Genomic DNA, 24,721 nt, shown 5'->3' on the forward strand with positions numbered 1-24,721 from the left:
TACGTTAAAAAAATGGAGTGGCACATGGCACGACACAAACCGGCCGCCGAAGGGGGTTATCAGCGGGGTGAAGAAACCCGCGCACGCATTATCGAGGCGGCTGTCGAGGTATTTGGCGAGCGTGGCTACGACGGCGCGTCCACGCGAGACATCGCGAATGCTGCCGGCGTCAATGCGCCCGCGATCCAGTACTACTTCGATGGCAAGGAAGGCGTGTACCTGGAATGCGTCGAGCACTTGATCGCGCTGTTGTGGCAGAAGATGGCGCCTACCGTTGAAGCCGCAGAAGGTGCGCTGGCCGATCCCGGAGTCGACGATCAGAGGTTGATCGACGCCTCACTGGGCATTCTCGGCGCGGTGGTTTCAACGATCCAGGACAGTCCCCAGACCACCGCGTGGCGGGCGTTTCTTGATCGCCATCAAGCCGGGCTCTGCCCTGAAAGCGCGACCATGGCGTTCGAGGAACGCTTCAAGGCGCGCATCGCCAACGTGATCCGCCTGCTGATCGCGCGCGTTGCCGGCCTTGCCGTTGACGACGAACGCACGGTGATCCACTCGATGGCGCTGTTCACCCAGGGCCTGGCGTTTCGGGTGCAGAAACCCAAGCTGCTCTCCGCCTTGAACTGGACCGAAGTGAGCCAGAAGGAAATGGAACTGGTGCGGGATGTGGTGCTGATGCAGGCGCGGTTTACCCTGGAAGGCCTGGTACGGCATCGGGACCGGCGCTGACTTCAGCGCTTGCTGAAGGCCAGCCGGGCCGCGAACAGCACGAATATCATGCCGGTGGTGCGGTCCATCCACTTGATCACCTTTTCACGCCGCAGCACACCGGCCAATGGCTGCGTGGCACCGATCAGTATCAGTGCCCAGGCCAGGCTGATCACCACGTGGATGCTCACCAGCCCGAACGTCCACGCCACCAGCGGATGCCCCTGGGGAATGAACTGCGGCAGGAAAGACACGTAGAAAATCCCGATCTTGGGGTTGAGCACGTTGCCCATCATGCCTTTCAGGAACCAGTTGGCGCCGGGCTTTCCATCGGCCTCGACGGGCGCCAGCGAGCTGCGCGGACGCAGCAGCATGTTCAAGCCCAGCCACGCCAGGTAAGCCGCGCCGCAGTACTTCAAGACGTTGAAGGCCACCTCGGACACGGCAATCAACGCGCCCAGCCCAAAGGCCACCGCTGCACCCCACAGCAGGCAGCCGGCATTGATGCCCAATGTGGCGCGCAAGGCTTGTTGCTTGCCTTCGACCGTTGCGGTGCGCAGCACCAGGGCCGTGTCCAGTCCTGGGGTCAGCGTCAGCAACGTGGCGGCGAAGGTGAAGGCGAGCAGGTTGTCGGTGATGGACATGGATATTTACCTGAGATCAGAAACGCTCAAGACAGGCGTTGATACCGGCGACACGCGCCAGTTCGATGGTTCATCGTTCGTGGGGCAGATTACGGTCATGGGCGCGCGGCTGTCGATATTTAATCAAGAGCGTTGTGGCTTTCTGGAAAGGCTCATGACGCATTACACCGTCACGCCACGCGATTGCGCCCCGACGACTTGGCCCGATACAACTGCTGATCCGCACGCTTGATCAGCACTGTGGTGTCGCTGTCCGACGCTTCAACGAGCCCGACGCCAATACTCACCGTGACCTGCCCAGCGGTCTCGAAATACGCTCCGGCAATTGCCGCGCGAATCTTCTCGGCCACCACATCCGGGCTGTCCGGCGCTTCGATTTCCGGCAACAGCACCGCAAACTCTTCACCGCCGTAACGGGCGACGAAGTCAGTGGCGCGGGTGGCGTCCTGAATCAACTGCGCGAGCTGGCGCAGTACATCGTCCCCGACGGCATGCCCATGGGTATCGTTGATCCGCTTGAAATGATCAACGTCGATCAGCAGCAAGGCAAATGCGCGCCCGCTGCGCTGGAACAGCAGGCTGTACTCCGCCAGTTTTTCATCGAAGCGCCGACGGTTGTAGACGCCGGTCAGGGCGTCATGGCTGGCCAGGTTCAACAGCTCGGCATTGGCCTGGGTGAGGGCGGCAGTACGCTGGGCGACGGTGGCTTCCAGGGACGCATTGGTGTCCTGCAGTTCGCGCTCCTTGCCAAGCAGCGATTGGGTCATGCCCTTGATGGAGCGCCCGAGCTGGGCGATTTCCAGTACGAAATGGTCTTGAGGGAAATACGCGCCAGGCTGTTGGTTTTGGACCTGCTTGGCTGAACGCGCGAGTTCTTCGATGGGCCGGCTGAGGTACGACGCCAGGTAATACGCCACGAAGCCGAAAATCACCGCGGCAATGACGCCCAACAGCAGCAGTTTGTAGAGCAATACGCGGGCAGGGTGCAGGGCGATTTCCAGCGGCTGGCGCATCACGATGTACCAGGTCAGGCTGGAATTCGACGGGCTGGGCACCGCCACGGCGCTGGTCACGTAGCCGTTGTCGACCGACCAGCCGGTGTCATTGGCCAGGCGGTCCTGGGGCAGTTGCTGGCCGGCCAGTTGTTCCGGGTAGAGCACCTTGCCGTCGTTGTCGATGATCAGCGCCTCGATGTCCGGCGTATTGCCTTTGGCCGCTTCGACAATTTGTGTCACCCACGTCCAGTGGGCGTGAGCCCCCAGTACGCCGATCACCTGGCCCCCGGCATTGCGAATCGGTGCGGCAAAGTCGATGAAGCGCCAGGGCTCACCGTTGGAGCCCGGCAGCAGCTTGGCAAGCAATACCGCCTCGTGGGGATCGCCGGTGTAGTTGCCCTGCAAACCGGCCTGGAACCAGGGCCGTGCCGTTACGGATTGGTTGACCAGCAGCCCATTCACCGCCTGGCGCACACGCCCGTCTGTGTCGGCGACGCCCATCCACGCGTACTCGGCGCGGGACTGGGTGCGTTGTTCCATGGAGGTCAGTATGTCCGGATCGTCCAGGTTGCCCCGTCTGAACAGCGGTGCGCGGCTGAGCAGCGACACTTCGAGCTGGCGTTCACGCAGCTGCACCGCCAATAGCGCGGCGGTGGAGCGGGCAGTGCTCAACAAGGCATTGCCACTGGCCAGTTTCAGTTGCTCGGTAGCGATGTGCCCAACGTAGAACCCTACGCTCACCAGGGTGAGCAGCGACAAACCGGCAAACCAGAGGGTCAGGTGACTACGCAGGCTGGCTTTGATCATTGGGGGCTATCTGAAAGGAGTGTGACTACATGGTAGTCGTACCATTCGGATAGTTGCCATAGCCTGATGATTTATACGCGCATTGATTTCCCACCTGCTTTCCCATGACGGCCATGCCAGAATATGGCGCTTAGCCACTTAGGGAACTCAAGGATGAAAACGCTGTGTGCTGCGCTGTTGTTGATGGTTGTCACCGGGCTGGCTCAGGCCAGTGAGGTGAGGACCGGGTTCCAGGAAATGGTGATTCCCGACGCTGAACACGGCAGACCGTTGCAGGTGGCGGTGTGGTACCCGACCGATGCCACCGGCACGCCACAACTGATCGCCGACAATCCGGTTTTCTACGGCGCGCCGGCCTTGAAGGACGCCGCACCGGCCGCCGGCGAGCATCCGTTGGTGGTGATCTCCCACGGCATCTTCGGCAACTGGATCAACCAGTCCTGGCTCGCCAGCGCGTTGGCCGGGCAGGGTTACATCGTCGCCTCGCCCAACCACCCCGGCACCACCAGCAAGGACCGCACACAGCCGGCCGCTTCCGAGCTGTGGAAACGGCCCCTGGATATCCATCGGGTGATTGATGCCGTGATTGCCCAGCCGAAACGCTTCGGCGCGGTGGCCCAACGCAAGATCGCCGTCGTCGGGCACTCCCTCGGTGGCTGGACCGCACTCGAAGTCGGCGGTGCCCGCTTTGATCCGCAGCGCTTTACCGAGGACTGCAAGTTGCATCCGGAAATTGCCCCTTGCAAGGCCTACGAACAACTTGAGGTTGGTCGCACCGAGCAGGCGAGGCAGCGACTGGCCGGTGACTTGAGCGACCCGCGCGTGGCGGCCATCGTTTCGCTGGACCTGGGCTTCGCCCGCGGCTTCAGCGACGAAAGCCTGGCGGCGCTTAACCGCCCCACGCTGGTGATTGCGGCGGGCACGCCGTCCCCGGAATTGCCCGCAGCGCTGGAGTCGGCCGACTTGGCCAAGCGCCTGCCGCAGAAGACTTCGCGCTACGTGGAAATCAGCGACGCCACGCACTTCAGCTTCCTGCCTATCTGCAAGCCGGGCGCGGTGGAGCGCATTGAACAGAGCGACCCCGGCGAAGGCTTCATTTGCCTGGATGCCAAGGGTGCTCGTCCCAAGCCGCAGATCCAGCAGCAGGTACTCAGCTTGATCAGTGAGTTTCTGCAGCAGTCCCTGCACTAGCCGTCAGATGTCTTCGGACAACACACAGCCTGTGGCGAGGGAGCTTGCTCCCGCTGGGCTGCGCAGCAGCCCCGGCAATCCGCCAAACGCCACTGCGCTGTCAGAAAACCACTAACCCGTGGCGAGGGAGCTTGCTCCCGCTGGGGGTGCGAAGCGCCTCCAACGACAGGACCGCTACGCAGTCCAACGGGAGCAAGCTCCCTCGCCACAATAGTATTTGCATCGGATCACTTCCCAACCCGCCCCGGAATGGCCACCCGACTTGTCGCCTTCACCTCCCTTAACGCCAAACTCGACTGAATCGACGCAATCCCCAACTGCCGCCGCAACACGCTCTCCACAAAATCGCTGTACGCATCCAGATCCTCCGCCAGCACCTGCAGCAGATAATCCGCATCCCCGGTGATCTTGTGGCAGGACTGCACCTGCGGCAGTTCCTTGATCACGGCCTCAAAGTCCTCTGGCGTATGGTCGGAATGCACGGCAAACCGCACATGCACAAACGCCATGATCTCCAGGCCCAGCATCTTGCGATCGAGGTTGGCCTGGTAGTCCTTGATCACGCCTTCTTCCTCCAGCCGCTTGCGCCGTCGCCAGCATGGAGTGAGGCTCAGTGACAGCCGCTCGCTGAGTTCTGCGTTGGAAATACTCGCGTCTTCCTGCAGCAAGGCGAGGATGGCGAGATCGGTGTCGTCGAGTGCGACCTGTTTGGTTTTATTTTTCTTCATGGCGGCTATTCGGGGTAAAAATTCCCGATTACGTTAGCATCGGCGCATGTAAAAGCAAAGAAAGCCCACCGCAGCCAGAACAAAATAATCACCTGTCTTTCACGGGTGGATGTCTTTCATGTTGACTGTTTTCAGCGACTCTCATCGTTTGCACCATGGCACCGAACTCAAGGATGGCGTGCTCAAGCCGTCCTTCGAACAACCCAGCCGCGCCGACACGGTGCGTGACCGGGTCAAGCACGTGGGCCTGGGCGATATCATCGTGCCGCGCACGTTCGACCGGGCCTGTTACGTCAATGCCCACAGCGAACGCTACGTGTCCTTCCTGGAAACCGCCTGGGCCGAATGGACGGCGATTGGCCGTGCCCATGACGCCTTGCCGCTGGTGTGGCCGGTGCGGGACCTGGCCAATGAGCAGGTGCCGGAATTCATCGACGGCAAGCTCGGGTTTTTCGCGATGGATGCCGGTTCACCGATCACCAGCACCACCTGGGAAGCGGTGAAGACCAGCGCCGATATCGCACTCACCGGCCTGGCATTGATTGATGAAGGCCACAACAGCGCCTTCGCCCTGTGCCGGCCACCGGGCCACCATGCGGCGCGGGAATACATGGGCGGTTATTGCTACCTGAATAACGCAGCCATTGCCGCGCAACAGGCGATTACCCAAGGCGCCAAGCGGGTCGCGGTGCTGGACGTGGATTTCCACCACGGCAACGGCACGCAGAACATCTTCTACAACCGCAATGACGTGATGTTCGTCTCGCTGCATGGCGATCCGTCCGTGTCGTATCCCTACTATTCGGGCTTCAGTGCCGAGCGCGGTGCCGGGGCGGGCGAGGGGTTCAACCTGAATTACCCGCTGGCGAAAAACACCGGTTGGGCCACCTACAAAGAAGCGTTGCTCGACGCCTGCAATCAACTCAGAACGTTCTCGCCGCAAGTGCTGGTGATTTCCCTCGGCGTCGACACCTTCAAGGACGATCCCATCAGTCATTTCCTGCTGGAAAGCCGCGACTTCCTCGGCATCGGCGAGATCATCGCCAGCGTCGGCGTACCCACGCTGTTTGTGATGGAAGGCGGCTACATGGTCGATGAAATCGGCATCAACGCGGTCAACGTGCTGCACGGTTTCGAGAACAAACACGCCTGATCCCGATGCCATTCCAACAATAAACAACGCCTGACTTTTTTCTGCCAAAACTCAAAAACATAACAAGAGGTTTTGTGATGAAAACAACCGTGCCCGGGCTGATTGAAAAGCCCGCTTTGCAACGCACCCTCAACAACCGCCATATCCAGCTGATGGCCATGGGCGGTGCGATCGGCACCGGCCTGTTCATGGGCTCGGGCAAGATCATCGCGCTGTCCGGCACCTCGATCATCCTGATCTACATGATCATCGGGCTGTTTGTGTATTTCGTGATGCGCGCCATGGGTGAGCTGCTGCTGTCCAACCTGAACTTCAAGAGCTTCGCCGACTTTGCCGGTGCCTACCTGGGGCCGCGTGCGGCGTTTTTTCTTGGCTGGTCGTACTGGCTGAGCTGGAGCGTGGCGGTGGTGGGGGATGCGGTGGTGGTCGGGGGCTTTTTCCAGTACTGGTTCCCGCACGTGCCGGCCTGGATACCGGCGATTGCAATGCTGCTGACCCTGTTTGCCTTGAATGTGCTGACGGTGCGGCTGTTCGGCGAGGTGGAGTTCTGGTTTGCGATCATCAAGATCATCGCCGTGGTGACCCTGATCAGTGTGAGCGTGGTGTTGATTGCCAGCTCGTTTGTGTCGCCCACCGGCGTCACGGCTTCCCTGAATCATTTGCTGGATAAACAGGCGGCGTTTCCCAATGGCGTGTTCGGCTTCTTTGCCGGGTTCCAGATGGCGATCTTCTCGTTTGCCGGTACCGAGTTGATCGGCACGGCGGCGGCCGAAACCCGTTCGCCGGAGAAGACACTGCCCAAGGCAATCAACTCGATTCCGCTGCGGATCATCCTGTTCTACGTGCTGGCCTTGGCCTGCATCATTGCGGTGACATCCTGGGAGCAGGTGTCCCCCAGCAAGAGCCCCTTTGTCGAGCTGTTCCTGGTAGCCGGCTTTCCCGCCGCCGCCGGGATTGTGAATTTCGTGGTGCTGACCTCAGCGGCTTCTTCGGCCAACAGCGGGGTGTTTTCGGCGAGTCGCATGTTGTTCGGCCTGGCGGACCTGGGAGACGCACCCGGGATATTCCGACGACTGTCGAAAAACAGCGTGCCGTTTATCAGCCTGGCGTTTACCACCTTCCTGATGCTGCTGGGCTTGTTGCTGCTGTTTATAGTCCCGGAAGTGATGACGGCCTTTACCATCGTCTCCACTGTCTCGGCGATCCTGGTGATCTTTACCTGGTCGACCATCCTGGCGTCCTACATCGCCTATCGGAAAAAGTGCCCGGAGCTACATGAAAAATCCCTCTACAAAATGCCCGGAGGCGTGCCGTTGGCGTGGGTTTCACTTGGCTTCCTGGCGTTCGTACTTTGCCTACTGGCACTTCGCCCAGATACCCGCCTGGCCCTTTGCGTGATGCCTGCATGGTTTATGTGGCTGGCGGTTGCCTACCATTTCTCGCATTTTCGCCACCGACTCCAGCCTGATCAGCGCACGGCGCAGTAGCGGTTGTCGTACAACCGCAGGCCGTTCAACCCTCGAAAAAGGCCGGCTTGTACGGCCTTTTCATGACGGTTTTTTCATCGGTACATGACAAAAATTTCACAATCTGCGCCATCGGCCCCATGCCACAATCCGCAGCGTTTGCAGGGCCGCAACGGTATTCGCTCGAAGGACAGTAAAAAAATAATGTTCACAGGGGCGCAGTAAATGAAACTCTCTACATTAGCGTTGGCCATCACGGCGGCTGTCCTTGCACAACACGCCAGCGCAGACGGCTTTGGTCTTGGCTCACTCGGCACGGGTGACGGCCATAGCGGCTTCCTCGAAGACAGTCATTCTTCGATCAGTTCGCGCACCATGTACTACAACGCCGACGTTCACTCCGGCACGGCGAACGACCTGCGGGAAGCGGCTCAAGTACTGCGTTTCGACTATAAATCCGGTTACACCCAGGGCACCGTCGGCGTAGGTTTCGACGTGATGGCTTTCGGCGCGTTGCGCCTGGACGGTGGCGATGGCCACGCAGCGGGCAATGGCCTGTCGGGTAACGGCAACAGCTTCTTCCCGGTGAAGAACAACGGCACCGAGCCTGCTGACAGCTTCGGTCGCGCAGCCGGCAACGTTAAATTCCGTATTTCCCAGACTGAATTGCACGTGGGCGGTGGCCTGGCCCCGATCCTGCCGATCCTGGTGTCCAACGACAGCCGTGCCGCTCCGCAAACCTTTGACGGCGGCATCCTGACCTCCAAGGACATTCCCAACGTCACCTTCACCGGCGGCGAGCTGAACAAGGCTGAAGGTCGTGCATCGAGCAACTCCACGGGCTTGAGCGTGGCCGGTGCCACTCGCGACAGCGACAGCTTCCGTTTCGGTGGTGTCGACTACCAGCCGTTTGGTTCTTCTGACAACGTCATCGCTAAAAACCTGACGTTGCAGTACTACTACGCCAACCTGGAAGACTTCTACAAACAGAACTATTTCGGCCTGGTCCACGTATTGCCATTGGGCAATGACCAGTCGTTCAAGACTGACCTGCGTTATTTCGACAGCACCAGCGACGGCAAAAACGGTTCGGCCGGCTATGCGTTCAACAACAACGGCGGCTATGCCAAGCACGCCGGTGAAGTCGACAACAAAACCTACAGTGCTGCCTTCACCTATCAGTTGGGCGGCAGCCAGTTGATGCTCGGCCATATCGGCGTGAGTGATGACGGTGGCTTCGTCTGGGTCAACCAGGGCAGCATCGCCGATCCAACCGCCCAAGGCGCGGCCGGTTCCGACTTCTACCTGTTCACCGACGCGGTGGTTGGCCAGTTCTCCCGTGCGGGCGAGCAGGTCAATTTCGGTCAGTACCTGTATGACTTCAGAACCCTGGTGCCGGGCCTGAAAGCCTCGATTGCCTACCTGAACGGCAGCGACATCAAGGCCAAGGTTGCCGGTGGCAGCGATCAGTCGGAACGCGAAACCGATTTCCGTCTTGATTACGTCGTGCAGGAAGGTCCGCTGAAAGGCTTCGGTACTACGTTCCGTACCGGCAGCTACCACGGCCATAACACCGGCACCGCCGACCAGGATCAGACCCGCCTGATCTTCAACTACACCTACGCACTGTTTTAATCAGTCGTCGGTAACTGCTCCAGATGAAGGCCGCCCATTGGGCGGCCTTCTTTATTGGCGTGGGGTTCCAGCCAGAGCAGGGCGCTACAGTTGTTTTTACACAAGGCAACGTTTAACCATGCGCGGCAATTCCCAACCTACAAGTCAAGACAAGAACCGTTTCCATGAAAGTCAGTGCACGCAACGTATCCAAAGGCCAGGTCAGCCAGGTCCAGCACGGCGCGGTCAATGCCGAAGTGGTGTTGACCCTGCCCGGCGGCGAGCAGTTGGCGGGCGGTTCGAAGGTGTTTTCCATCGTGACCCGCGACGCGGTGGCCGAGTTGGGCCTGAAGCCGGGCGTGAGCGCCACGGCGTTTGTTGTTGAAAAGGGCTATTGCGCTAAGGCGCCAGCCGGGTGAACACATAATCGTGGTTCTTCACCAGCGCCTGATGGCAGGCAAAGCACGTCTCATGCTGCGCCTGGTCTACCGGCTTGCCATTGATGAACCGTCCAAAGCCCCAGCCTCCGGTCGCTGCGTATTTCTTCGAGTCCTTGACCATGAACTGCACGGTAGTCGCCGCGCCGGGAATCGACGCGGTCTTGAACTCCGGCGATTGCACATGTTTCCAGGCCAGTTTCGCCAGCACAGTGCCGTCGGGGAAGGGCAGCGTGCCGTCGCGGTACGCCTTGAGCGCCACTTTATTGCCCAGCACCACCCGCAGTTCATTCAGCGGGTCGGCTTCCAGGGCCGGCGCGATCAGCTCCCATTGACGGTAGCCGTCGGGAATGGTCACGCCGTAGATCGGCGAAGGCTCGCTGATGGCCGGGCCGCCAAAGGCGAACCCGGTAGCGGTGGCCACCACGGCAGCTGTTGCAGCGACGAGTGCAGCAAGATGCAGGCGCTTCATCACAGGTGGTCCGCATCGATCACAGCCTTGGCAAAGGCTTGCGGTGCTTCCTGCGGCAGGTTGTGGCCGATGCCGCCGCTGATCAGGCGGTATTCGTACTTGCCGGTAAAGCGTTTGGCATAGTCCTCTGCGGCCGGGTGCGGCGCGCCGTTGGCGTCGCCTTCCATGGTGATGGTGGGTACGTTGATGGAGGGTGCAGTGGCCAGTTTCTGTTCCAGCGCAGCGTATTTTTTCTCGCCCTGCACCAGCCCCAGGCGCCAGCGGTAGTTGAAGATCGATACGGCGACGTGGTCGGGGTTGTCCAGGCCTTTGGCGCTGCGGTCGAAGGTGGCGTCGTCGAATGCCCATTTTGGCGAGGCGATCTGCCAGATCAACTTGGCAAAGTCGTGGGTGTTTTTCGCATAGCCGGCGGCGCCGCGATCGGTGGCGAAGTAGAACTGGTACCACCATTGCAACTCGGCCTTGGGCGGCAATGGGTTCTTGCCCGCGGCCTGGTTGCCGATCAGGTAGCCGCTGACCGATACCAGCGCCTTGACCCGCTCAGGCCACAACGCCGAGACGATGTCGGCGGTGCGCGCCCCCCAGTCATAGCCGCCGAGCACGGCCTGCTTGATCTTCAGCGCGTCCATGAAGTCGATCAGGTCGACGGCGAGGGCGGCCGGCTGGCCGTTGCGCAGGGTCTTTGCCGACAGGAAATGGGTATCGCCATAGCCGCGGGCGTAAGGCACCAGCACCCGGTAGCCCTGGGCAGCCAGCAGCGGCGCTACCTCGGAGTAGCTGTCAATGTCGTAGGGCCAGCCATGCAGCAGTATCACCACCGGGCCATCGGCCGGGCCGACTTCGGCGTAGGCCACATCCAGCAAGCCGGCTTTCACATGCTTCAACGGGCCGAGCGCGCTGTGGGCAGTTGCGCTGGCCGCCGCAGGTGCTTGCGCGTCCTGTGCACTGGCGACACCGAGGGCACCGAACTGCAACAGCGCAAAGGCCAGCAGCGACGCGCCCATCAGGCGGCGGGGTGGGGGGTTCAACTGTGTGTGCATGGTGAGTCTCCGGCGGCGGGTGGTGTGCCTGGCTCACAGTTGAACGTAGTTGTGTATCCCGTCTGTTTCGAGAAAACCCGTGGGTTAAAGGTTTTGTATCGCAGCGGTGTTTGGACACACTGCGATACAAAGGTCAGAGGGCCCGCCGTGCCACATACACCAGGCTCGGCGCCTGACCGGGTACATCGTCCAGCTCATCGATGTACTGCATGCCGATTTTCTCCAGCACCTTGATCGACGCTGTATGCGCCGGACGCACCACGCCGTACACCTGCGGCTGGTCCAGTTCGACAAAGGCAAACTGCAACGCCGCCCTGGCAATCTCGGTTGCAAAGCCCTGGCCCCAGGCGCTGACCGCAAAGCGGTAGCCCAGGTTGATCCGCTCAACGTCGTTGTAGGGGTACAAGGTGATGCCACCAAAGCCGATCACGCGGTCCGGCGCCTCTTGTGTGGCAATCGCCCATTGGCCGAAACCATGTTCTGTCCAGTGCAGCAGCCAGCGAGCCAGGGCGGCCTCGGCTTGGCCCAGGTCCGTCAAGGGGCCCGCCGGGTTGTAGCGGTTGGTCTCGGGATCGCCATAAATGGCAAATACACTGGCCACATCATCGGCCGCTGCGGGCCTGAGAATCAGGCGTTCGGTGGTAATCGGGTGGGTATTCATGGGTGGACTCTGATCCTTGGAGCGAGCGAGAAGGTGTTCACCTATATTTATCCTGCTTTCGGCGCTCTAGCACGCTTGATTCAGTTGTTAGGGCTACTGGCAGGATGCCACAATGGCACTTTGTCGCGGCAGTAAGATCAGGCGGACCAAATGAATGGCCTTGGGCGTGGGCAGGACCAGGATTGCTTCATCGAGGAGCAGGTACGAACAGATCGATTGCACCAGCTGTTTCGCCAGTCATTCTCTGCAGTGTTCGGCAGTTATATGGCGGCCGCCATGCTGTGCTGGCTGTGCTGGGAACGTTTTGATCACCGGGTAATGCTGGTCTGGCTGGTGGTATTGGCGGGGACGTCGTTGCTGCGGGTGTGGATGTTCATGGACTGGTTTCGCTGCCCCAACAGTGAACGCACCCCCGCGCGCTGGGAGCGGCGCTACTGGGTAACGCTGATGTTGTCGGCCGGGGTCTGGGGCATCGGCGCATTCGCCCTGATGCCCACCGACGACCGCCTGTCCCAGGCCCTGGTGATGTTGTTCACCGTGGGCATGTCGGTCAGCGCAGTCTCGTGTTATTCAGCCTATCGCTACATGACCCTGGTCTCCATGGGCCTGGTGCTGCTGCCGTGCACCCTGTGGCTGCTGTTTCAACCGTCGTCGATGCAAGTCGGCATGGCCCTGGCGGTGCTGGTGTTCTCTTCGTTTGTCGGTGGCGCCACGCGCAAGCTGTCGGATGCCCTGGAAAAAGCCTTTCGCCTGACCCGGCAAATGGAACGAGCCCACAACATCTCCGCCCGCGCCGCGCAAACCGACGAACTCACCGGCCTGATGAACCGCCGGGCGTTTTTCGAGCATGCGCAGTTGCTCTACGAACAGTGCCGGCATAACCAGCAGCCGTTGTGCGCGCTGATGATGGACATGGACCACTTCAAGGACATCAATGACACCTACGGCCACCAGGCCGGGGACCAGGTGCTGCGCCAGATCGGCGGGGTGATCAGCGCGTCGTTTCGCCAGGCCGATGTGTATGGGCGGCTGGGGGGCGAGGAGTTTGCGGTGCTGCTGCCGGATACGTCGCTGGAGACCGGGCGGGACATCGCCGAGCAGTTGATCAAGGCCATCGCCGGGCTGACCAGCGAGCCGGTCAAGGGGTTGACCGCCAGCCTCGGCGTGGCCTGGGCCCGCGCGGTGGACCAGGACCTGCACGGCCTGATGAACACCGCAGACAAGGCGCTGTACCGCGCCAAGGCCCTCGGGCGTAACCAGGTGGCCGTCGCGGAATAGGCCTCAGCCCTTGAGCAGCGCCTTGGCCAGCACCTGTGAGACCTGGTCGGCCGAGTAGGGTTTGGGCAGGAACACCAGGCCTTCATAGCCGCTTTCCGCCAGTTCCTCGCTGTAGCCCGAGGTCAGTACCACCGGCAGGCCGGGCCGGCGGCGTCGCAGTTCCCTGGCCAGGGCCACCCCGGTGATGCCGGGCATCACCACGTCGGAAAACACCGCATCGAACCCCAACGCGTCTGCGCCGGCCAGTTCCAGCGCCTGTTCGGCATTGGTTGCCCAGGTGGTCTGGTAGCCGAGGTCCTGGAGGATCTGATTGGCAAAGCGGCCCACTTCCAGGTTGTCTTCCACCACCAGGATATGGCGCTGGGCGCATTCGGTGATCAGCCCGCAGGTGTCCGGGGTGTCACGTTGGAAGCTCTCTTCAGGTACCACTTGCGGCAAGTACAGGGTAAACACCGTGCCCTGGCCAACCTGGCTGGCCACATCGACGTTGCCGCCCGATTGCTTGGCGAAGCCGAACACCTGGGACAGTCCCAGGCCGGTGCCCTTGCCGACTTCCTTGGTGGTGAAGAAGGGTTCGAAGATGCGCTCGAACGTCTCCCCGGGAATCCCGCTGCCGGTGTCGGTGAGTGAAATGGCGATGAACGCCTGGCGTGAACCGGCGTCACCACGGATGCTCGGCAGTGCTTGATCGGCGTCCAGTCGCAGGGTCAGGCTACCCTGGCCGTTCATCGCGTCCCGGGCGTTGAGGGCGATGTTGATCAGGGCGGTTTCAAACTGGCTGGAGTCGGCGCGGATGTAGCACGGCTGCCCGGGCAGTTCGACGTGCACATGAATCCGCGCGCCAGTCACCGTCTCAAGCATCTCGCCGATGTTTTTCACCCGCAGGCCTGCATCGAACACTTCCGGGTTCAGCGGCTGGCGCCGGGCAAATGCGAGCAACTGGCTGGTCAATTTGCCGGCCCGGTCCACGGTGTCGGTGACCGCGCTCATGTAGCGCTGGCGACGCTCTTCGGACAGGCTCGGCATCCGCAGGAAGTCGACGGATGAGCGAATGATGGTCAGCAGGTTGTTGAAGTCGTGGGCCACGCCACCGGTCAACTGGCCGATGGCTTCAAGCTTTTGCGATTGACGCAAGGCGGCTTCGGTCTGGGTCAGCAGGGTGGTCCTTTCGTCGACGCGCTGCTCCAGGCTTGCATTCAGCTCGGCCAGGCGCTGGGACAAAACCACGGTGGCGGTGGTTTCGGTCACGGTGTCGAGCATGCCGACCACCTTGCCCTGTACGTCGCGGATCGGGCTGTAGCAGAAGGTGAAGTACGCCTGCTCCGGCGCGCCGCCGCGTTCGATCGTCAGCGGGAAGTTTTCGATAAAGGTGGCTTCACCTGCGAAGGCGGCATCCGCGATCGGACTGATCTGGGGCCAGGCTTCCTGCCAGATCTCGTTGAATGGCCGCCCGAGGGCATCAGGCTTGTCGCCGAGAATCGGGATAAACCCGTCGTTGTAAAGCGTGATCAGCGCAGGCCCCCAGACGATCGCCTGGGGGAAACTGGAGGCAAGGCACAGGGCGACGGTGGTCTTCAGTACGTCCGGCCAGTGTTCCAAAGGCCCCAATGGCGTATTGGCCCAGTTGTGATGCCGGACCCGTTCGGCCATTTCGCCGCCGCCTTGCAGCCAGTTTGTCATTCGGTGAACGCCTTCTTGCCACGGTTCGCTGAGGTAGGGATGCCAAGCTACAGACATCCCGGGACTCAGCCAGTTCAGCGGGATTATCCACTAGATGGCACTTTAGTGTCTCGGCCGGATAATGCTTCGCTGAGCTCCCTTCAGGCCACCGTAATCGTTACCGCGATATTGCCGCGGGTGGCCTTGGAATACGGGCACGTCTGGTGGGCACGGTCCACCAGTGCCTGCGCCGCCGAGTGTTCGATACCCGGCAGGCTGACCCGCAGGCGCGCCTGCAGGTAATAGCCATCTTCCGGGCTGTTCACCAGGTCCACTTCGGCACTCACTGCCGTGTCGGCGGGCAGGCGGATGTGAAGGGTTTGTGCGGCTTTGCCCATTGCGCCGATAAAGCAGGCGGACCAGCCGGCACCAAACAGTTGCTCGGGGTTGGTGCCGGGCGCCTTGGAGCCGGGCGGCGACAGCTTGATGTCCAGGTGCAGGTCATCGCTGTGGGACGCGCCTTCACGCCCGCCGGTGGTGTGGGTTCTGCCGGTGTAGAGCACGGTGCTGTTCTGGGACATGACGGTTTCCTCGCAAGTGGCCCGGGGTGGGCCGGTGTGCACAGGAAACCGCGCCGGCGTATCCGCAATGTGTCATCGCCGGGGCCCTGCACCTCGCAGTGTGTCGCCTCGCCGGGAAGATACGTTGGGATACAAACCGTTATTGCTGCTGCACGCCAAACAACCCGGTCCAGTAGATGCCGGCATCACTTTTCGGGTCCATGGCGTAGGCGGCGCCCATTTCGCGGAACTGCGGGTTCATCAGGTTGGCACAGTGCCCGGGGCTGGCCAGCCAGCCGTCGACCACCTTGCGTGGGGTGTCCATGCCGGCGGCGATGTTCTCGCCGATCTGCTGGCCGATGTAGCCTGCCAGTTCAGCCCGGTCACCCGGGGTGCGGCCATCGTGGTCCAGGTGATCGAAGAAGTTGCCGTTGGCCATGTTGCGCGCGTGGCCGGCGGCGGCGTTGGCGAGTGCTTCGTTCCAGCTCAGGGGTGTGGTGGCGGCAAAGGCCTGGGCGCCACATTGGCGTGATTGCTGGCGGGCGGTGTTGATCAGGTCGAGCACCTTCTTGCCTTCGGTCTGGGTCTCGCCCAGGCCGCTGGTCAGCAGCGGGCGGGCCAGCACGATGCGCCAGTCCTGGCCGCTGTTGCTCACGCCGATATCAATGAACTGCGGGTCGAGCACCACCCGGCAAAAACTTTCGCGCACGGCTTTCATCGCGGCTTCGGCGTTCCTGGGCCCGGACAGGCTGATGGCCTGGACGTTGACCATCGGGTACGCCGCCCGCGCCAGCGCCTGCTGCAAGTCGCCGACACTGTTGACCGGCAACACCAGCCGCGTGTCGCTGGCCAGCGGTGGCAATTCCTGGAAACCCTGGTTGCCGCAGCGCTGGACCTGGCTGCGGTATTGATTGATCGAGTCGACCAACAGGCTTTCTTCACCCGCCTGCGCCTGGGCGGTAAACACCAGACTGGCGGCCAGCGTCGTAAGACCCATCATCAATGACAGAACGCGCATGGACGTTTCCCTTGAGCTTGAAAGTGCCCATGATGCGCGATGAAGGGGCATCCATGCACCCGTTGGTCCGAACTTTTTGCCTCAGTTCTTGAATGCCGAGTGTTTACGGCCCTGATCGCACAAGGCGAACACCACCACCAGCAGGGACGAGATCGCGAGGATTATCACAACGCCATCAGTGGAGTGAGTGGCCGACGCCGCCACCATCGACAACGCCCCTAATGGCGCCAGGCCACCTGCGATCGCGGTGCCGATTTCCCGCCCGGTGCCAAAGCCCGAGGAGCGGGTCTGGGTCGGGAACTGGCGGCTCAGGAACGAACCCTGCGGCGCAAACATCATCGGCGCGAGGATGCCGGTGCCCACGCCAATGGCGACATAGATCATCAGGCTTTCACCGGTATTGAGCAGCGCAAGGAACGGGTAGGCAAACAGCAGCGACAGCAGGCCGCCGAGCATCAGCACGGTCTTGCTGCTCCACTTGTCGCACAACCAGCCGAAGCATGGCACGGCGACGATGGCGATCAGGCTGGCAATGGTCACCGACAGCGACGTGACGTGCACATCGACACCCTTGAACTGGGTGAGGTAAGCCAGGGAAAAGGTCTTGAAGATGTAGCTCAACGCGTTGTAGCCAATCGCCACGAAGAACACCACGGCCAGGCCCTTGAGGTCGTTCTTGAACAGCGCCTTGAGCGGCGACGCCTTGGCCTTTGCGGTTTCCTTGCTCAGTTCCTTGAATTCCGGGGTTTCCGGGATGCTGTTGCGCACCCACAGGCCCACACCCACCAGCGCGATGCTGCAAATGAACGGAATCCGCCAGCCGCCGGCCAGCAGGAATTCATTGCCGTTGATGGTCAGCAGGTACACGGTCAGCGAAGACAGCAGCAAGCCCAGGTTCAGCCCGAGCGCCGGCCATGCACCCTGGCTGCCGCGCTTGCCTTCTGAGGCGTGCTCGTAGGAGGTAACCGCCGCGCCGGACAGTTCGGCACCGGCCCCCAGGCCCTGGATGATGCGGATAAACACCAGCACGATCGGCGCCCAGATGCCGATGGAGGCGTAGCTGGGGATCAGCCCGATCAGTGTGGTGCACACGCCCATCATGCAGAAGGTCAGCACCAGCACTTGTTTACGCCCGAACTTGTCGCCCAGGTAGCCAAACAGAATGCCGCCGAACGGGCGCGCGATGAAGCCGATGGCAAAGGTGGAAAACGCCATCAGCGTAGCGGCTTTCGGGTCGCTGTTATCGAAGAAAATCTTCGAGAACACAATCGCCGCCATGGTGGCGTACAGGTAAAAGTCATACCACTCCAGCATCGAACCGAAGATCGTCGCGGCCGCGACTTTGCGCAGGCGTTTCCTGGTTTGCTCGGGGGTTTCAACGTCCGGGGTGCGGGCTGTAGCCGTCATTCTGTACTTCCTTATGAGTCATTATATTTATTGTCAAAGTGAGGCGTGGTGCGGTGCGTCAGTGGGGCTTGAACATGCGGTCGGCGATCATTGCGCCGATAGGAATCGCGGAGGTGGCAGCGGGTGAGGGCGCATTGCACACGTGGAGCATTCGCGGGGTCTGGGCGAACAGGAAGTCGTGCACCAGGGCGCCGTCGCGCATCACGGCCTGGGCGCGGATGCCGGCTTCATAAGGCAGCAGGTCTTCGATGTTGAGCGATGGGCAGTACTTGCGGCACTGCTCCAGGTAGCCGGACTTGAACAGCGAGTTCTTCATCTCGACGCTGCCCGAACCGAGGTTCTGCCAGATGGTTTTCCAGAAGCCCGGGAAGCTCGCGTACTGCGCCACGTCGCGCCAGTTCACCGAGAATTTGCGGTAGTTCTCGCGACCCAGGCCGAGTACGGCATTCGGGCCAACGGTGACGCTGCCGTCGATCATGCGGGTCAGGTGCACGCCGAGGAAGGGCAGCTCCGGGTCGGGAATCGGGTAGATCAGGTGGTTGACGATGGTGTTCTTCGATTCCGGCAAGCGGAAGTATTCGCCACGGAACGGGATGATCTGGTGGTCGATCTTGACGCCGGCCATCACGGCCAGGCGGTCCGATTGCAAACCTGCACACACCACCAGATGCCTGGCCTGCCAGCTTTCGCCCCGGGTGCTGACGGTGACTTTGTCGGTGTCCTCGACGATCGCAGTGACGGTGCGTTCCAGGCAGATTTCCCCGCCGGCGCGACGAATCACCCGGGCCATGGTTTCGCAGACTTCGCGGTAATCGACAATGCCGGTGGCGTCGAGAAACAGCCCGCCCAGCCCGACGATGTTCGGTTCGCGCTGGCGCAACTGGTCGGCGTCCAGGCGTTCGACTTTCATGCCGTTGAGCTGCGAGCGGGCGTACAGCGCTTCCATCCGTTGTACTTCCAGATCAGTCGAAGCCACCAGCAACTTGCCGCACACCTCGAACTTGATCCCGTGCTCGGTGCAGAACTGCTTGGTCGCTTCGGCGCCACGTTTGCACAAGTCGGCCTTGAGGCTGCCCGGCGCGTAGTAGATGCCGGCATGGATCACGCCGCTGTTATGGCCGGTCTGGTGTTTGGCCAACAGGCTTTCCTTCTCCAGGATCACCAGCGAGGCGTTGGGCTGGCGCTTGAGCAACTCCATCGCGGTGGCCAAACCGACGATGCCGCCGCCGATGATGCAAAAGTCATAAATCATTGTTTTGGATACCTACGCATTTCAGTCTGCTTATCAGGTTGTCAGACTAATGGTTTTGTTAAAAAACAGCGCGCCATCGGCACGCTTTAAACGGGTTCGGATCGGTCAATTGATAGCGGGCAGTTCCAGATGCAGGCGCCTTGCTGCGGCGCGCAAGTGAGCCTCGGCACAGGCGGCAGCGCCTTGGGCATCACCGTCGACGATGGCCTGGTAGAGCGCAGTGTGTTCCTGGGTGGCATCGGCCGAGCCGCTGACAAAGCGGGTGGCGGAGTTTTCCCAGGCGGTCTTGCGGGCGCTGGCCAGTTGGCTTCTGAGGAAGTCATGGAAGGCCACGAAATAGTCGTTCTTGCTGGCCTCGGCGATGGCGCGATGGAATTCCACATCGGCCAGGGCGGCGGCGTCAAAGTCGGCGCGTTTGTCGTGCATTTCCTGCAGGGCGGTCTTCATGCGCTGCAGGTCGGCGGCGTCGCGGCGTTGGGCGGCAATCGAGGCGGCCTGGGTTTCGATCCACAGGCGCACTTCGAACATTTGCGCCAGGTCCGGGCGGCGACCGTTTTTTTCCGGGAAGCGGAACACGGTGCCGGCCGGGGTTTGCGAGATAAATGAGCCCAGGCCACGCCGCGCAGTCAGTACGCCGTCGGCCTTGAGCTGGGCAATCGCTTCGCGCACCACCGAACGGCTGACATTGAGTTGTTCAGCCAGTTGCTGTTCGGTGGGCAGGCGCGCTTCGGGCGCCAGTTGGCCGGAATCGATTTCTGCACGAATGGCGCTGACAACGCGCATAACGAGCGAATCAGGGCGCTGGAGCTCAAGCATGGGAAAACCTTGGTAATCAGGTTGTCAGACAATAGTCGTTACGATTTTACCTTGTCAAGACAGGTGTTACGCGGAACCGGGTGCGTAGGGCCAGGAAAAGGCCCACACCAATCAGTGCCAATGCCACGCCGAACGTGGCTTGCATCCCACTTCCCACGTCGGCGGGAGTGGCTGTGGCGAGGTCACCTGAAACCTGCGAAAACACTGCGCCCAAGGCCGAAGCCCCGGCGATCAGGCCCAGATTGCGCGACAGATTAAGCAAGCCGGCGATCACGCCACGGCGGTCTGCCAGTACGTCGCTCATCACGGCGGTGTTGTTGGCGGCTTGAAACTGGGCGTAGCCGAGGGTGAGGATGATCAGCGGGGCGATATACCCGGCAACCCCAAGGTTCAGCGGCGCCAGGGAGAGCAGCAGGCACCCCGCCAGCATCGCCAGCAGCCCGGCGATGGTCATCGGGCCGCTGCCGAAACGGTCGGTCAAACGTCCCGCAGGGATGCCCGTGAATGCCGAAACGCAGGGCCCGACTGCCATTGTCAGGCCCATCCAGGCGGGGTCGAGGCCTGCACCGTGGGTCAGGTAGAAGGGCCCGACCACCAAGGTCGCCATCATCACCGCCGATACCAGCGCGCTCATGGCCAGGCCAGCGCTTAGCGTTGAATCCCGTAAAGTCGACAAGAAACTGAACCCGGATTGCGCGGGCTGTTGCCCATGGCGGTCGACGCGCAGATAACGCCGGGCGAGGGCAAATGTCAGCAAACCCAGCGGCACGGTGATGAAAAACAGCGCGCGCCAGCCAAACCCCGCGATCAACACCCCGCCAAGGCTTGGCCCCAGCGCGGTACCCATGGCCGACATCGTGCCCAGCAACCCCATGGCGCGGCCGGTGCGTTCCTTGGTTACGGTGCCGCCCACCAGCGCCATGGTCATCGCCATCATGATCGCCGCGCCCAGGCCTTGCAGGGTGCGGGCCGCAATCAACAACCCGAGGGACGGGGCCATGCCGCACAAGGCCGAGGCCACGGTGAAGAGCAGTAACCCCGCCAGTAGCAAACGGCTGCGGCCCATCAGGTCGCCCAGTCGCCCAACGCTGACGATCACGGCGGTGATCGCCAGCAAGTAGGCGAGCACCACCCACTGCGCCACCTGGAACGATGCATCAAACGCCTGCACCAGGCTCGGCAGGCCGACGTTGGCGATGCTGGTGCCCAAGGACGCCAGCAACATGGACAGTGACAGGGCGACGAGAGCGCCACGGGGTGCAGGTGATTTCATCAAGAGGCTCCAGGGTTTGACCGCTGTCAGAAATCTACGCCGTCACCTAACATGGCGGAAGGCGCAGCATTTGCACTTTATACGTGCGCCAAACGCCCTATGAGGTTTGCCGTGTCGACACCTGATTTCAATCTGCTGGTCACCCTCGATGTGTTGCTCGCCGAAGGCAGCGTCGCCCGTGCTGCTCAACGCTTGCGCCTGAGCCCGTCGGCGATGAGCCGGGCGCTGGCGCGACTGCGGGAAACCACCGGCGATCCGTTATTGGTCCGTGCCGGCCGCGGCCTGGTACCTACGCCGCGCGCTTTGGCGTTGCGCGAACAGGTCAGCCAGTTGGTGCAGGACGCCGAAGCGGTGTTGCGACCCGCTGCGACCCTGGATTTGAGCCAGCTGGTACGCACCTTCACCTTGCGCACCAGCGACGGATTTGTGGAAAACTTCGGCCCGGCGCTGTTGACGCGGATTGCCCGGGAAGCGCCTGGCGTGCGGTTGCGCTTCGTGCACAAGCCGGACAAAGGCAGCACACCGCTGCGCGATGGCAGTGTCGACCTGGAAACCGGCGTGGTCGACAGCAGCGCCAGCCCCGAGGTGCTGACCCAGGCGCTGTTCCGCGACCGGTTTATCGGCGTGGTGCGCAAGGGCCATCCGCTCAGCCAGGGCGAAGTCACGCCGCAGCGCTTCGCCGAAGGCCAGCACATCTACGTGTCCCGGCGTGGCCGTGATCAAGGCCAGGTCCATCAAGCCCTTGAAGCGCTCGGGCTGACCCGGGACGTGGTGACCATCGTCGCCGGCTTCTCGACCGCCCTGGCCCTGGCCCGCAGCACCGACCTGATCGCCAGCGTGCCGGAGCGGCATACCGCCAACCTGCACAGCGACCTCTACCGCTTTGCGCTGCCGTTCGTGTTCCCGGACTTCACCGTATCGATGCTCTGGCACCCGCGCCTGGACGCCGACCTGGCCCATCGCTGGCTGCGCGGTTGCCTGCGGGAGGTATGTGCGCAATGAGCCGAGCCCGGACATCCAGCCCCCCTGTGGCGAGGGAGCTTGCTCCCGCTGGGCTGCGAAGCAGCCCCAAAACCTGCATCCTGTTTCCCGCGAAAACAACGCGGCGCGCTTAATGGGGCTGCTACGCAGCCCAGCGGGAGCAAGCTCCCTCGCCACAATGGGTGCTTGCGGGTCCACGGCGGCCCTTCAGCAGGTACAATCCGCCGGGCCTTGAAATGAAACACCAGGAATTCAAATGTTCAGCCTTACCCATTATGAAACCCCATGCCCCGAGCCGATCAACGCGCAGATCCTGCAGATGGTGGTCGACTACCTGACGGACATCAGCATGGTCGCCATCCCGCCAAGCAACCTGCTGTACAACGTCTACCAGTACGCCATCGGCTACGAGGTGCACCTGTACCTGGAAGCGCTGGGCGGGTCCAAGGGCATTGCGGTGGAATTGATCGTCGCGCTGGACGCGCAGGAGCAGGTGATCGGCTTCCTGCTGTACCTGCCGGTGAAGGACGATCCCGAGGCGTGCGGCGTGGCTTACATGGCGGTGCACGCCAGCCATCGGCGCAAAGGCGTGGCGCGGGCGATGATGCAGGACATGCTGGCCCGCTACCCCCATGCCGAACTGACCTGCGCAGTGGAGAAGGTCCCGGCGTTCGAGTCCATGGGCTTTCAACTGCGCGGTGTGCGCGGTACCCAGGTGTTGATGAACACCCGCGACTACAGCACTGACGGCTTGATGGGGTTGCTGGATGTGGCGTCGATCTACAGCTCGCTGGAGGTGCGGCAGATCCACACCTACCTCCTGCAAAAGCACGGCAAGCGGGCGATGGTCGATGCCGAAAAACAGCGTGATCGTCACTTCGACCAGATGACCCACAAGGCTCGGATGTTTGTACATGCAAGGCTGGGCTAACGCGCGCCTCGACTCACCATCGACTTGATGCTCGCAAACAGCTCCTCTTGCGCCTCCAGCGGGCTGATCTCCCCGCTGGCCGCAGCATGGGACAAGGCGTCCGCTGCGCCCAGCATTGCGCGTAAACCGGGCTGGCCAATCACACCGTCCACGGCAAAGGGGGCGAGGGCATCGCGACACTTGCCGAGGAAAATCACGTCGTACTCGCGCTTGATGGTTTCCAGTTCCGGGCTGCCGGCCAGGGCCGCAATCACTCCCGGAATTTCCCGCCCCTGCAACAACACACAGTCGACATAGCACGAGGCAATCACCCGGGCGCGATCATCCAGGGTGGGTTCGCTGGCCTCGATTGCGGCGGCAAATACCTGGTTCTGACGGGCGTCGAAATCTTCATACAGCGCGGCCAGCAGCCCCGCACGATCGCCGAAATGGTCATACACAACCGGCTTTGTAACGCCGGCCAACTCGGCCAGATGCCCGAGGGTCAGCGCGTCGGTGCCTTCCTCGCGCACCAGTTGCCAGGCCACGTCGAGCAACTGGCGCAGCCGGTCATCCCGGGACAGGCGACGGCGAGGGGCAGGGGATTGATCGCTTGACATGCTTATATACCAAAAGTAACTTACCAACGGTAACTTAGCTCAAGCCTACTCAATTTGCCTGCTCATCGCCACCCCCCCGAAGGAGTCATTGCCATGCACGCGCTGATCGTCGTTGCCCATCACGACCCACAATCTCTCACCCACAGCCTCGCCAAACAGGCTGCTGCCGGCATCATTGCCGCAGGGCACACCTTCGAGATCGCCGACCTCGCCGCCGAAGGTTTCGACCCACGCTACAACGCCGCCGACCATAAAGTGCATCGCACCCGCGCCACGCCGCCGGCCGACGTACTGGCCGAACAGGCCCGACTCGACCGCGCCGACGCCTTGGTGCTGGTGTTCCCGATCTTCTGGTGGTCGATGCCGGCCTTGGTCAAGGGCTGGATCGACCGGGTATTCGTCAACGGTTGGGCGATCGACTACAGCCTTGAGACGAAGGTGGTGAAAAAACTCGGCCACTTGCAGGTGCACTTACTGGGCGTTGGCGGGGCGGACGAAGGGGTGTTTGAACGCCACGGCTATGCCGACGCCATGCGCACGCAAATCGACCATGGGATCTTTGATTACTGCGGTGCGAAAGTGCTGACATCCGAGCTGCTGCTGGACTCGGAAAGCGGCGCTGCGGAACAGCATCTGGAGACGGCGGCAAAGCTGGGGCGACAACTCTTCGTCACCCTGGAGCCTTGCGAATGTGAAGCCAATTAAATTTGGCGCTGCAAGGAACTGTTGCTTGATTTATGCCACGCAGAGTGAGCTGCCTACATTGGTAAGCTCAAATAACCTAAAGTGAGAAATGATTATGACAGTTTCAAATATTCCCAATATGGCAATGAACTCCCCGTATGTCCCAAAGGATGACCCAAAGCAGGACGAATTCGCGGGTCTGAATGAAGAACAACAACAGCGGCACGCTAAGTACCCCGAAATGAGTTTGCGTGACCTGTTGGCTGGGCACGGAACGGAAATGAAGCAGCAAGGCGGTGGCAGGCTTATCTGGTAGCCGACACCTGCGGCGGGGTCGGGCTGGATCG

Annotated in this window: 24 protein-coding genes; 10 read left to right on the forward strand and 14 right to left on the reverse strand. The window is 61.7% G+C overall.

Going from position 1 to position 24,721, the window contains the following annotated elements; all coding sequences use genetic code 11:
• Positions 1-24: 24 nt before the first annotated feature.
• Positions 25-729 (forward strand): CerR family C-terminal domain-containing protein, encoded by a 705-nt coding sequence (locus HX811_RS20880; protein WP_003215166.1) that lies wholly within the window; start codon positions 25-27, stop codon positions 727-729.
• Between the two features lie 2 nt (positions 730-731).
• Here HX811_RS20880 and HX811_RS20885 read toward each other — a convergent pair whose 3' ends face one another.
• Both HX811_RS20885 and HX811_RS20890 read right to left on the reverse strand, forming a co-directional pair.
• Positions 732-1,352 (reverse strand): LysE family translocator, encoded by a 621-nt coding sequence (locus HX811_RS20885; RefSeq protein ID WP_177047175.1) that lies wholly within the window; start codon positions 1,350-1,352, stop codon positions 732-734.
• Positions 1,353-1,522: 170 nt separating this feature from the next.
• Positions 1,523-3,154: a sensor domain-containing diguanylate cyclase gene (locus HX811_RS20890; protein WP_177047177.1), complete on the reverse strand. Its 1,632-nt coding sequence runs from the start codon at positions 3,152-3,154 to the stop codon at positions 1,523-1,525.
• 153 nt (positions 3,155-3,307) lie between these two features.
• Between HX811_RS20890 and HX811_RS20895 the strand changes: the two genes are divergently transcribed.
• Positions 3,308-4,345: an alpha/beta fold hydrolase gene (locus HX811_RS20895; protein ID WP_177047179.1), complete on the forward strand. Its 1,038-nt coding sequence runs from the start codon at positions 3,308-3,310 to the stop codon at positions 4,343-4,345.
• Positions 4,346-4,572: 227 nt separating this feature from the next.
• Here the strand turns inward: HX811_RS20895 and HX811_RS20900 are convergent, their stop codons facing one another.
• A complete protein-coding gene (locus HX811_RS20900; protein ID WP_010169686.1) occupies positions 4,573-5,073 on the reverse strand; it encodes an Lrp/AsnC family transcriptional regulator in 501 nt (166 codons plus the stop codon).
• 118 nt (positions 5,074-5,191) lie between these two features.
• Here HX811_RS20900 and HX811_RS20905 point away from each other — a divergent pair, with 118 nt between their 5' ends.
• The 4 genes from HX811_RS20905 to HX811_RS20920 all read left to right on the forward strand — a co-directional run bounded on the left by HX811_RS20905 (position 5,192) and on the right by HX811_RS20920 (position 9,725).
• Complete coding sequence (locus HX811_RS20905) at positions 5,192-6,226, forward strand: histone deacetylase family protein (protein WP_177047181.1); 1,035 nt, start codon at positions 5,192-5,194, stop codon at positions 6,224-6,226.
• A gap of 77 nt (positions 6,227-6,303) precedes the next feature.
• Positions 6,304-7,713: an amino acid permease gene (locus HX811_RS20910; RefSeq protein ID WP_102369195.1), complete on the forward strand. Its 1,410-nt coding sequence runs from the start codon at positions 6,304-6,306 to the stop codon at positions 7,711-7,713.
• Between the two features lie 204 nt (positions 7,714-7,917).
• Positions 7,918-9,327: an OprD family outer membrane porin gene (locus HX811_RS20915; RefSeq protein ID WP_023658889.1), complete on the forward strand. Its 1,410-nt coding sequence runs from the start codon at positions 7,918-7,920 to the stop codon at positions 9,325-9,327.
• A 164-nt stretch (positions 9,328-9,491) separates the two neighbouring features.
• Positions 9,492-9,725: a molybdopterin-binding protein gene (locus HX811_RS20920; protein WP_003215195.1), complete on the forward strand. Its 234-nt coding sequence runs from the start codon at positions 9,492-9,494 to the stop codon at positions 9,723-9,725.
• Here the strand turns inward: HX811_RS20920 and HX811_RS20925 are convergent.
• The 3 genes from HX811_RS20925 to HX811_RS20935 all read right to left on the reverse strand — a co-directional run bounded on the left by HX811_RS20925 (position 9,706) and on the right by HX811_RS20935 (position 11,916).
• Entirely contained in the window at positions 9,706-10,215 is a 510-nt protein-coding gene (locus tag HX811_RS20925; RefSeq protein ID WP_177047183.1) for a cytochrome P460 family protein, read from the reverse strand. The two genes, HX811_RS20920 and HX811_RS20925, sit on opposite strands and share 20 nt — an antisense overlap.
• Positions 10,215-11,255, reverse strand: a complete 1,041-nt coding sequence (locus tag HX811_RS20930; protein ID WP_102605876.1) for an alpha/beta fold hydrolase — start codon at positions 11,253-11,255, stop codon at positions 10,215-10,217. Before HX811_RS20930 ends, HX811_RS20925 begins: the two co-directional genes overlap by 1 nt.
• 133 nt (positions 11,256-11,388) lie before the next feature.
• Entirely contained in the window at positions 11,389-11,916 is a 528-nt protein-coding gene (locus HX811_RS20935; RefSeq protein WP_008436356.1) for a GNAT family N-acetyltransferase, read from the reverse strand.
• Positions 11,917-12,066: 150 nt separating this feature from the next.
• Between HX811_RS20935 and HX811_RS20940 the strand changes: the two genes are divergently transcribed.
• A complete protein-coding gene (locus HX811_RS20940) occupies positions 12,067-13,194 on the forward strand; it encodes a sensor domain-containing diguanylate cyclase (RefSeq protein WP_177009439.1) in 1,128 nt (375 codons plus the stop codon).
• Positions 13,195-13,197: 3 nt separating this feature from the next.
• Here HX811_RS20940 and HX811_RS20945 read toward each other — a convergent pair whose 3' ends face one another.
• The 7 genes from HX811_RS20945 to HX811_RS20975 form a co-directional block, all read right to left on the reverse strand.
• Entirely contained in the window at positions 13,198-14,874 is a 1,677-nt protein-coding gene (locus HX811_RS20945; RefSeq protein ID WP_177047185.1) for an ATP-binding protein, read from the reverse strand.
• 140 nt (positions 14,875-15,014) lie between these two features.
• On the reverse strand, positions 15,015-15,434 hold the full coding sequence (locus tag HX811_RS20950) for an organic hydroperoxide resistance protein (RefSeq protein WP_087695064.1): 420 nt from the start codon (positions 15,432-15,434) through the stop codon (positions 15,015-15,017).
• A gap of 139 nt (positions 15,435-15,573) precedes the next feature.
• Positions 15,574-16,431 (reverse strand): CAP domain-containing protein, encoded by an 858-nt coding sequence (locus tag HX811_RS20955; RefSeq protein WP_177047187.1) that lies wholly within the window; start codon positions 16,429-16,431, stop codon positions 15,574-15,576.
• A gap of 81 nt (positions 16,432-16,512) precedes the next feature.
• A complete protein-coding gene (locus HX811_RS20960; protein WP_008436370.1) occupies positions 16,513-17,838 on the reverse strand; it encodes an MFS transporter in 1,326 nt (441 codons plus the stop codon).
• A 58-nt stretch (positions 17,839-17,896) separates the two neighbouring features.
• Complete coding sequence (gene lhgO, locus HX811_RS20965; protein WP_177047189.1) at positions 17,897-19,090, reverse strand: L-2-hydroxyglutarate oxidase; 1,194 nt, start codon at positions 19,088-19,090, stop codon at positions 17,897-17,899.
• 105 nt (positions 19,091-19,195) lie between these two features.
• Positions 19,196-19,906, reverse strand: a complete 711-nt coding sequence (locus HX811_RS20970) for a FadR/GntR family transcriptional regulator (RefSeq protein ID WP_008436372.1) — start codon at positions 19,904-19,906, stop codon at positions 19,196-19,198.
• Positions 19,907-19,952: 46 nt separating this feature from the next.
• Positions 19,953-21,179, reverse strand: a complete 1,227-nt coding sequence (locus HX811_RS20975) for an MFS transporter (protein ID WP_177047191.1) — start codon at positions 21,177-21,179, stop codon at positions 19,953-19,955.
• Between the two features lie 111 nt (positions 21,180-21,290).
• Here HX811_RS20975 and HX811_RS20980 point away from each other — a divergent pair, with 111 nt between their 5' ends.
• Positions 21,291-22,181, forward strand: a complete 891-nt coding sequence (locus tag HX811_RS20980; protein ID WP_177047193.1) for a LysR family transcriptional regulator — start codon at positions 21,291-21,293, stop codon at positions 22,179-22,181.
• 235 nt (positions 22,182-22,416) lie between these two features.
• Complete coding sequence (locus HX811_RS20985; protein ID WP_003215223.1) at positions 22,417-23,091, forward strand: GNAT family N-acetyltransferase; 675 nt, start codon at positions 22,417-22,419, stop codon at positions 23,089-23,091.
• Here HX811_RS20985 and HX811_RS20990 read toward each other — a convergent pair.
• Positions 23,088-23,690 (reverse strand): TetR/AcrR family transcriptional regulator, encoded by a 603-nt coding sequence (locus HX811_RS20990; protein WP_032899501.1) that lies wholly within the window; start codon positions 23,688-23,690, stop codon positions 23,088-23,090. The two genes, HX811_RS20985 and HX811_RS20990, sit on opposite strands and share 4 nt — an antisense overlap.
• 93 nt (positions 23,691-23,783) lie before the next feature.
• Between HX811_RS20990 and HX811_RS20995 the strand changes: the two genes are divergently transcribed.
• Positions 23,784-24,395 carry an NAD(P)H-dependent oxidoreductase gene (locus HX811_RS20995; RefSeq protein ID WP_177047194.1) on the forward strand — a complete coding sequence of 204 codons (612 nt, stop codon included), beginning with the start codon at positions 23,784-23,786 and terminating at the stop codon, positions 24,393-24,395.
• Positions 24,396-24,721: the final 326 nt, after the last annotated feature.

This window comes from Pseudomonas sp. F8002, from assembly GCF_013385495.1.
Classification (GTDB): Bacteria; Pseudomonadota; Gammaproteobacteria; order Pseudomonadales; family Pseudomonadaceae; genus Aquipseudomonas.

Excerpts from the sequence above, each read along its gene's own strand:
- HX811_RS20885 (WP_177047175.1), bottom strand. The coding sequence starts at position 1,352 with ATGTCCATCACCGACAACCTGCTCGCCTTCACCTTCGCCGCCACGTTG.
- HX811_RS20970 (WP_008436372.1), bottom strand. The coding sequence starts at position 19,906 with ATGCTTGAGCTCCAGCGCCCTGATTCGCTCGTTATGCGCGTTGTCAGC.
- HX811_RS20880 (WP_003215166.1), top strand. The coding sequence starts at position 25 with ATGGCACGACACAAACCGGCCGCCGAAGGGGGTTATCAGCGGGGTGAA.
- HX811_RS20925 (WP_177047183.1), bottom strand. The coding sequence starts at position 10,215 with ATGAAGCGCCTGCATCTTGCTGCACTCGTCGCTGCAACAGCTGCCGTG.
- HX811_RS20985 (WP_003215223.1), top strand. The coding sequence starts at position 22,417 with ATGTTCAGCCTTACCCATTATGAAACCCCATGCCCCGAGCCGATCAAC.
- HX811_RS20905 (WP_177047181.1), top strand. The coding sequence starts at position 5,192 with ATGTTGACTGTTTTCAGCGACTCTCATCGTTTGCACCATGGCACCGAA.
- HX811_RS20915 (WP_023658889.1), top strand. The coding sequence starts at position 7,918 with ATGAAACTCTCTACATTAGCGTTGGCCATCACGGCGGCTGTCCTTGCA.
- HX811_RS20945 (WP_177047185.1), bottom strand. The coding sequence starts at position 14,874 with ATGACAAACTGGCTGCAAGGCGGCGGCGAAATGGCCGAACGGGTCCGG.
- HX811_RS20995 (WP_177047194.1), top strand. The coding sequence starts at position 23,784 with ATGCACGCGCTGATCGTCGTTGCCCATCACGACCCACAATCTCTCACC.
- HX811_RS20930 (WP_102605876.1), bottom strand. The coding sequence starts at position 11,255 with ATGCACACACAGTTGAACCCCCCACCCCGCCGCCTGATGGGCGCGTCG.
- HX811_RS20900 (WP_010169686.1), bottom strand. The coding sequence starts at position 5,073 with ATGAAGAAAAATAAAACCAAACAGGTCGCACTCGACGACACCGATCTC.
- HX811_RS20990 (WP_032899501.1), bottom strand. The coding sequence starts at position 23,690 with ATGTCAAGCGATCAATCCCCTGCCCCTCGCCGTCGCCTGTCCCGGGAT.
- lhgO (WP_177047189.1), bottom strand. The coding sequence starts at position 19,090 with ATGATTTATGACTTTTGCATCATCGGCGGCGGCATCGTCGGTTTGGCC.
- HX811_RS20895 (WP_177047179.1), top strand. The coding sequence starts at position 3,308 with ATGAAAACGCTGTGTGCTGCGCTGTTGTTGATGGTTGTCACCGGGCTG.
- HX811_RS20890 (WP_177047177.1), bottom strand. The coding sequence starts at position 3,154 with ATGATCAAAGCCAGCCTGCGTAGTCACCTGACCCTCTGGTTTGCCGGT.
- HX811_RS20960 (WP_008436370.1), bottom strand. The coding sequence starts at position 17,838 with ATGACGGCTACAGCCCGCACCCCGGACGTTGAAACCCCCGAGCAAACC.
- HX811_RS20955 (WP_177047187.1), bottom strand. The coding sequence starts at position 16,431 with ATGCGCGTTCTGTCATTGATGATGGGTCTTACGACGCTGGCCGCCAGT.
- HX811_RS20975 (WP_177047191.1), bottom strand. The coding sequence starts at position 21,179 with ATGAAATCACCTGCACCCCGTGGCGCTCTCGTCGCCCTGTCACTGTCC.
- HX811_RS20935 (WP_008436356.1), bottom strand. The coding sequence starts at position 11,916 with ATGAATACCCACCCGATTACCACCGAACGCCTGATTCTCAGGCCCGCA.
- HX811_RS20950 (WP_087695064.1), bottom strand. The coding sequence starts at position 15,434 with ATGTCCCAGAACAGCACCGTGCTCTACACCGGCAGAACCCACACCACC.
- HX811_RS20920 (WP_003215195.1), top strand. The coding sequence starts at position 9,492 with ATGAAAGTCAGTGCACGCAACGTATCCAAAGGCCAGGTCAGCCAGGTC.
- HX811_RS20910 (WP_102369195.1), top strand. The coding sequence starts at position 6,304 with ATGAAAACAACCGTGCCCGGGCTGATTGAAAAGCCCGCTTTGCAACGC.
- HX811_RS20940 (WP_177009439.1), top strand. The coding sequence starts at position 12,067 with ATGAATGGCCTTGGGCGTGGGCAGGACCAGGATTGCTTCATCGAGGAG.